Here is a 6,929-nt window from a genome sequence, read left to right on the forward strand (position 1 = left end):
GCGGGCAAGCTGGGGGGCGATAAGGTGAGTTTGGGCTTTGTGGTGGAGACCGAGCGCCAGGTCGAGGCGCACCTTCAAAGCCACATGGATTTGCTGCCGGCGTCCGATTTGGCGTCTCGCGCCATCGTGTCGGCCATGAAGGCCGATGAGATCGCCCACGCCAAAATGGCGCAACAAGCTGGCGCGGTGGAGCTGCCCGCCCCGATCAAGTCACTGATGCAAGCCGCGGCCAAGGTGATGACGACGGTGGCGCACCGGGTTTGAGGCTGCGCGCACCATTTAAATCAGAGGTAAGCCACAGGTATGGCCGTGACAGTGGCTGATAAGGGCACATCGCGCTGTGTCAGACAGAGCACGGCGCCAGACCCCACCGTTTTGCCCAAATGGGCTGCAGCAGCAAACGCTTTGCTGGCTTGCGTGGAGGGTGTGGCGGTTTTCTTGATCTCGATTGGGAAAATCACATCATCCGACTCGATGAGCAGATCAATCTCTTTTTGATCGGTGTCCCGATAAAAATAAAGTGGCGCCTCTTTGCCGTTGTGCCAATAGCTTTTAAGGATTTCAGCCACCACCCAAGTCTCCAGCATGGCGCCTGACATGCTGCCTGCCTCCAGCGCTTCTGGGGTGCTCCATTTGGTCAGGTAAGCGGCCAAGCCAGTATCCAAAAAATACAATTTGGGTGACTTGAGCATGCGCTTGGCCAGGTTGCGGTGGTAAGGCTGTAGCAAATAAACAAGTCCGGAGGCCTCTAGCACCGACAGCCAAGCTTTGGCGGTTTTGGTGTCGATGTCCACCTCGTTGGCCAAACTGGTGTAGTTGAGTAGTTGCCCGGTTCTGGCCGCTACGACCCCTAAGAAGCGGTGAAAACTCAATGGGTCTGAGACTTTGAGCAGTTCGCGCACGTCGCGCTGTACATAGGTTTGCACGTAAGAACGGTAAAAAACATCACGGCTTTGCGCGCCCTGAGTCAGCAAGCGCGGGTAAGCGCCCAGCCAAATTTGGCCATACAAACTTTGCAGTGAATGGGGTTGCGCAGTGGCTCGGGCCTGAGCAATCCAATCCGATGTGGGTAAAAAAGGCTGTGATTGCTGAGCGCGGCCTTGTCGCTCGGCTTGTGACAGCCCCAACAAATCCACAATCGCCACACGCCCAGCCAGGCTCTCGGTAAGACCCTGCATGAGCTGAAACTTTTGCGATCCCGTGAGCCAAAACTGCCCATTGCGCGGATCTTTGTCCACGGCCATTTTGATGGCGCTGAACAGCTGGGGGGCGTATTGCACTTCGTCAATCGTGACGGGAGCAGGCCAGGTTTGCAAAAACAATGCGGGGTCTTGCTGTGCCAGTTGGCGCATGTCCATGTCGTCCAGCGTCACATAAGCCCTGGCGCCTTCGCTGCACATGGCCAGCAAAGTGGTTTTGCCCACTTGGCGCGGCCCCGTGACCATCAAGACTGGGAAGTTCTGGCTGACTTGACGAATGGCATGTGCAAGGGTTCGATCCAGCATATTTTCCAGAATTTATGGAAAGCAATTCCATTTTTTCGGAATTTTACACCACTTCGAGCACGTCAAAGCTGGTCGTGATCTCGGCGGTTTTGCCGAGCATGATGCTGGCGGAGCAGTATTTGTCGTGGCTCATGGCGATGGCGCGCTCTACCGCGCTGGAGGGCACGCCCTTGGCGGTCACGGTGAAGTGCATGTTGATGCGGGTGAACACTTTGGGATCGACCTCGGCGCGTTCGCTGCTGAGCTTGACGCTGCAGCCGCGCACGTCGTGACGCCCGCGCTTCAAGATCAGCACCACGTCATAGGCGGTGCAACCACCAGCGCCAGCCAGCAGCATTTCCATGGGGCGAGGGGCCAGGTTTTGGCCGCCGTTTTCGGGTTTGGCAGCGTCAGGGGCGCCGTCCATGGCGACCATGTGGCCTGAGCCGGTTTCGGCCAAAAAGCCCATTCCAGAGCGGGTGCCGGCAGCGCCGGTCCAAGTGACTGTGCATTCCATGATTTTTTTCCTAAAGAAGTGGTGGCTTGGCGTGCCTAAGCTTGACCAAGATGTTAACCAAGCACGCCAAAGCCAGACGGTGACTGTGCGCTTGCGCAAACCTGAACCCACCAATCGAACATTTTTTCATTTTGTTGTGCCGATTCTGCTGCATTGCAACAATTCACGCCTACAATTGCGAACAAGCGTGCTTTTTTAGCCCGCACTGATTGTCTCCTCCACCCTCTGAAAAGGTGGATTTGCCCCAAGTCGCAAGACTTGGGGCATTTTTTTGGCCGTTATCATCAAGATTACATTTTTAAGACGATGCGGACCGCCCGCCATTGCACCGGACATGACCACCCCACACCTGAACCCCGCCGATTACCTGATCAAGATCCTCAACGCCAAGGTGTATGACGTGGCGACCGAGTCGGCGCTGGAAACGGCCAAAAACCTGTCGAAGCGCTTGGGCAACCAGGTGCTTTTGAAGCGCGAAGACCAGCAGCCTGTGTTCAGCTTCAAGCTCCGCGGGGCCTACAACAAGATGGCGCACCTGAGCCCGGAGCAGCTCAAAAAGGGCGTAATCTGCGCCTCGGCCGGTAACCATGCACAAGGCGTGGCGCTCAGCGCTAGCCGCCTGGGCACCCGCGCCGTGATCGTCATGCCCACCACCACCCCACAGGTCAAGATCGATGCTGTCAAAGGGCTGGGCGGTGAAGTGGTGCTGTTTGGCGACAGCTACTCCGACGCCTACAACCATTCGCTGGCCTTGCAAAAAAAGCAGGGCCTGAGTTTTGTGCACCCCTTTGACGACCCAGACGTGATCGCGGGCCAGGGGACGATTGCCATGGAAATGCTGCGCCAGCACCAAGGGCCGCTCGATGCGGTGTTTGTGGCGATTGGCGGCGGCGGCCTCATCAGCGGCGTGGCCAATTACATCAAAGCGGTGCGCCCGGGCGTCAAGGTGATTGGCGTGCAAATGAACGACTCGGACGCCATGATCCAGTCGGTGACTGCGCAAAAGCGAGTGACCTTGCCGGATGTCGGCTTGTTTTCAGACGGTACGGCCGTGAAGCTGGTGGGCGAAGAGACCTTCCGCGTGGCCAGCAACTTGGTGGACGAGTACATGACGGTGGACACCGACGCGGTGTGCGCCGCCATCAAAGATGTGTTTGTGGACACCCGCTCGATCGTGGAGCCCGCAGGCGCACTGGCGGTGGCCGCCATCAAGCAGTATGTGGCCGCCCACAAATGCAAGGGCCAGACCTTTGCGGCCATTTTGTGCGGCGCCAACATGAACTTTGACCGCCTGCGCTTTGTGGCCGAGCGGGCCGATGTGGGCGAAGAAAAAGAAGCCTTGTTTGCCGTGACCATTCCCGAAGAGCGCGGCAGCTTCAAGCGCTTTTTGGAACTGATCGGCAGCCTGCCCGGTGGCCCGCGCAATGTGACCGAGTTCAACTACCGCATGAGCGATTCGGACAAAGCCCATGTGTTTTTGGGCCTGAGCACCCACGGCAAAGGCGAAAGCGCCAAGATCACGGCTAAATTCAACAAGCAGCAGTTCAAAGCGATTGACCTGACGCATGACGAGCTGGCCAAAGAGCACATCCGCCACATGGTGGGCGGGCACTCGGCGCTGTCACAAGACGAGCGCCTGCTGCGCTTTGAGTTCCCCGAGCGGCCCGGCGCACTGCTCAAGTTCTTGAGCCTGATGCGCCCGGGCTGGAACATCAGCCTGTTTCACTACCGCAACCAGGGTGCCGACTACGGCCGCATTTTGGTGGGCCTGCAAGTGCCCGCCAAAGACGACAAAGCCTTTGACAAGTTCTTGCAAACGCTGGGGTATCCGTATGCGGAAGAGACGGACAACCCGGTTTATCGCTTGTTTTTGCGGGCATAAAAAAACGGCCATCTTGCGATGGCCGTTTTTACTAGATCAAATGCATCGTTTAAAACGGACTTCCATCCTGCTTACGTGGCTGATACCAGTTGTAAGAACGCATCAGATTACGTTGTTCAGCATCCTTGCCCCAAAGTTCGGAATAAGTCATCCATGACCTGCCATGGAAATCACCCAAACCATTGACTGCAACAGATGAGTTGCAATGTGCATCGGCAACTGACTGCCTACTGCATTTAATTTCAGCACTGCGCATTGTTGATCGCACACCCAATTGGTCATCCCAGCTTGTAGCGTTGGTGCCCGAAATCCATGTCCTCGTATTGTTTTCTTCATTGCGTCGCCCGCTGACCCAAAGAGAAGTCATGGGGACAGCGCTGTCCGTCCATGCGAACTGGAATCCTCCAGTTGCAGGTGCTGGAACAGGCGATTGCAAAGGATCACAAGTTGCATCTCCACTAAAACATGCCGTTAACAAGTTAGATGACTGTGTTTTCAATGCCTTGATGGCTGCCATCGTTGCAGCGGTGTAGTCCGGCATCACGGCCCCGGGCCCATTGGGTCCGAGCATTTCTTCAACCGTCATGGGTCGCGCCACAGACCAGGTTCTTTGGGTGTGTGTGGTTCCATCCATTAATGTGTACTCAATAGACCACATGCCCATACTTGGATAGCCCGCAAGGGTCACAGAATCTGGCGTATAGGGTTGGCCACTGTCGTTTAGCGGCCGGAGGATTCCTACGTCACGAATATCCGAAGGTAACCGTGCCTCAGCAGTAGAAATAAATCTTTGGGCAAACGTCAACGATTTACTGATACCAGAGCAGTGGTATTTAGGTCGCGCGGCCAACTGGCCAACAGCAGGGTACGTCGTTGTTTCAGTGTTTATTGGCGTTGTCGGTTGGTTATCAGATCCCCGATTGACCTCAAAGCTGTGGCAAATTGCCAAATCACGAGATGCACCACCTAAAGGGGATGCAAGCAGAACCTTTTTCTGAGTTGGTGTTGTCACGGTTGCATAGTTGACAACCGATTTGCCGTTTCTGATCAAGTCTCGAACGCCAATCAGGTATGAGCTTTGGACATAGTCAAGTGACCGATCACTTTTCAGAGGGAAGGTCCTCAACTGAGTATGGGACGATACAGACCAAGGATAGATGTTTCTATCACCAGAAAGCCCCAGTATTTCTTGGCCGTTGATCATGTACTTGGTGGCGTAGAGCATGATGTTTTCACGGTTGCCCTGCTCGTTCACCCAAGACATAGCCACGATAGCGCGACCAATGCCGTCACCTCGGCGGGTGCCCATCAAGTCTTGAACCAAGTAAGGCTTAGCAACCGGTTTGAATTCCACTGCACCAGGGTAAGTGAACAGTCCAGCAAACTGGGCCGTTGATCCCAATCTTTGTCCAAAATTCAAATACTGAGTGGGGTCATTATTCAAAAACACTTTTTTGCAAGCATCCGAACGAACAACACTTGCCCCATCGGTTCTGACGGTCGGCGCATCACGGTAACAAGCGTTCAAATTGGCAAGCAATCCGTTATAAAGATCTGCAGCGTTATCTGGCGTCAAATCATTAGCTGTGAGTGTGCCTAAAGCTTGTCGGGCTGAATTGGCTTGGAGAATAGATGTTTGCGATGTCAAATTAACTACAGGCAATTGTGAAGTTGGATTGACGGGGTCAGTTGAGACTTTGACCACCATTTGAATATTGGCTGTTTTAGACACACCATCCGCTGTGGAAACCACAGAAACAGAGTCAAGCAGTTTGTCTTTGCCTCTACCGTTCGCTGTGAATTCGTCCGTGAATAAGTTTCCAGTGAACCCTGCTGCTGATGCAACTGGTGTCAAAGCGGTTTGGATGACTTCGCGTTTTTGATCGATGACAGCTTTTGTGGGTGGTGTAGCGTTGCTTTGCAGGGCAGACACAAGTCCATCAGCACTGCCAGTTGGTGAAACCATGGCAACCACCGCGTCTGACAGCGGTGTGATGTTGACGACACCGCTGGCTGAGACCGTGTGCAGCGCATGCAGCGTGATTTCATCTTTGACCAGTTTGAGTGTGTAAGGGGCGACACCAACAGATGTCAGTGTTATTGAAAACTTACCACCAGCGGAAGAGGTCCCAGAACCCACTACCGAACCTAAAGCATCGAAGACAGTAATGTCGGCTCCTTCAATGGGCGCCCCTACCGCGGCTGTGCCGCTCAGTATTGAGGGTGGAACAACTGCAACACCCCCCCCTCCACAAGCCACCAAAACCGCCGCAGCAGCCGGCAGCAGCATCAAACGCATTGCTTGCTTCAACATACATGACCTCTCAGATGAAAAAATTACTGATCGGTCTATTTTGCTTATGCGTTTTAGTTTTGGGAATGAAATTTTGCAGGTATTTCCCCTAAAAACAACAAGGGTTTACTTTTATCTATTTAAGGAGTATCAAAACCCGGTAAATCCAGCACCAGATCTTGGCCATTGGATTTGAGGCGCGCCTGCTTGGGTGCCAAAGAGACCAGTTTCACTCCCTCGCTTACCTCTTGCCCCACCCGAAAAGCTTTGGGTGGCAAGCCATCCACCGCGATCAACGCGCTGCCTTGGCCAGTGGCGGATGCGATGACGCCCATCAGTTTGTACTGCGCACTGTTTTGGGGTGTTTTTTGAGGCACTGTTTCAGCATGGCCCAAGACTTTGGCCACCGTGGGCATCGACTGGCTGGGTGCCATGGGGGCGCTGGCCAGGCCCACAACAGGAAAGGCCGCCGGGGCGGTCAACAGCAAGCCCCAATACACCACGCCCCCTGCAGCCGTGGCCCAGATCAAAGCCGCCAGTGCGCTGGGCCAGCCGAATCTGTTCGTGGTGTTGATTTGAAACATCGGCAGATTATGATTCAAGGCATGCAAAACACAGCCCTCTCCCATCAGCACCCCGCCGCCCGCCGCCAACGCGGCTTCACCCTGATCGAGTTGATGGTCGTGTTGGCCATCATTGGCGTGCTGGCCGCGCTGATCGTGCCCAATGTGCTGGGGCGTGCCGACGATGCGC

The 6,929-nt window shown here is 54.9% G+C and carries 7 protein-coding genes; 3 read left to right on the top strand and 4 right to left on the bottom strand.

The genetic code is table 11. The features are described 5' to 3' along the window. A partial coding sequence (locus ABWQ00_RS15405) for a demethoxyubiquinone hydroxylase family protein (RefSeq protein ID WP_353239540.1) occupies positions 1-264 on the top strand: 264 nt, incomplete at its 5' end. 20 nt (positions 265-284) lie between these two features. Here ABWQ00_RS15405 and ABWQ00_RS15410 read toward each other — a convergent pair. Together ABWQ00_RS15410 and ABWQ00_RS15415 are read right to left on the bottom strand one after the other, a co-directional pair. Continuing rightward, complete coding sequence (locus tag ABWQ00_RS15410; RefSeq protein WP_353239541.1) at positions 285-1,505, bottom strand: ATP-binding protein; 1,221 nt, start codon at positions 1,503-1,505, stop codon at positions 285-287. Between the two features lie 43 nt (positions 1,506-1,548). After that, positions 1,549-2,001: an OsmC family protein gene (locus ABWQ00_RS15415; protein WP_353239542.1), complete on the bottom strand. Its 453-nt coding sequence runs from the start codon at positions 1,999-2,001 to the stop codon at positions 1,549-1,551. 334 nt (positions 2,002-2,335) lie between these two features. Here ABWQ00_RS15415 and ilvA point away from each other — a divergent pair, with 334 nt between their 5' ends. After that, positions 2,336-3,883 carry a threonine ammonia-lyase, biosynthetic gene (ilvA, locus tag ABWQ00_RS15420; RefSeq protein ID WP_353239543.1) on the top strand — a complete coding sequence of 516 codons (1,548 nt, stop codon included), beginning with the start codon at positions 2,336-2,338 and terminating at the stop codon, positions 3,881-3,883. Positions 3,884-3,932: 49 nt separating this feature from the next. Here the strand turns inward: ilvA and ABWQ00_RS15425 are convergent, their stop codons facing one another. Both ABWQ00_RS15425 and ABWQ00_RS15430 read right to left on the bottom strand, forming a co-directional pair. Continuing rightward, positions 3,933-6,197, bottom strand: coding sequence for an Ig-like domain-containing protein (locus ABWQ00_RS15425; protein WP_353239544.1), 2,265 nt, complete (start codon positions 6,195-6,197; stop codon positions 3,933-3,935). Between the two features lie 119 nt (positions 6,198-6,316). Continuing rightward, positions 6,317-6,760 carry a type II secretion system protein N gene (locus ABWQ00_RS15430; RefSeq protein ID WP_353239545.1) on the bottom strand — a complete coding sequence of 148 codons (444 nt, stop codon included), beginning with the start codon at positions 6,758-6,760 and terminating at the stop codon, positions 6,317-6,319. Between the two features lie 9 nt (positions 6,761-6,769). On the opposite strand from ABWQ00_RS15430, the gene ABWQ00_RS15435 reads away from it, so the two are divergent. Continuing rightward, a partial coding sequence (locus tag ABWQ00_RS15435; protein WP_502908163.1) for a prepilin-type N-terminal cleavage/methylation domain-containing protein occupies positions 6,770-6,929 on the top strand: 160 nt, incomplete at its 3' end.

Source organism: Limnohabitans sp., from assembly GCF_040400975.1.
GTDB lineage: Bacteria > Pseudomonadota > Gammaproteobacteria > Burkholderiales > Burkholderiaceae_C > Limnohabitans_A.

Excerpts from the sequence above, each read along its gene's own strand:
- ABWQ00_RS15410 (WP_353239541.1), bottom strand. The coding sequence starts at position 1,505 with ATGCTGGATCGAACCCTTGCACATGCCATTCGTCAAGTCAGCCAGAAC.
- ABWQ00_RS15415 (WP_353239542.1), bottom strand. The coding sequence starts at position 2,001 with ATGGAATGCACAGTCACTTGGACCGGCGCTGCCGGCACCCGCTCTGGA.
- ilvA (WP_353239543.1), top strand. The coding sequence starts at position 2,336 with ATGACCACCCCACACCTGAACCCCGCCGATTACCTGATCAAGATCCTC.
- ABWQ00_RS15425 (WP_353239544.1), bottom strand. The coding sequence starts at position 6,197 with ATGTTGAAGCAAGCAATGCGTTTGATGCTGCTGCCGGCTGCTGCGGCG.
- ABWQ00_RS15430 (WP_353239545.1), bottom strand. The coding sequence starts at position 6,760 with ATGTTTCAAATCAACACCACGAACAGATTCGGCTGGCCCAGCGCACTG.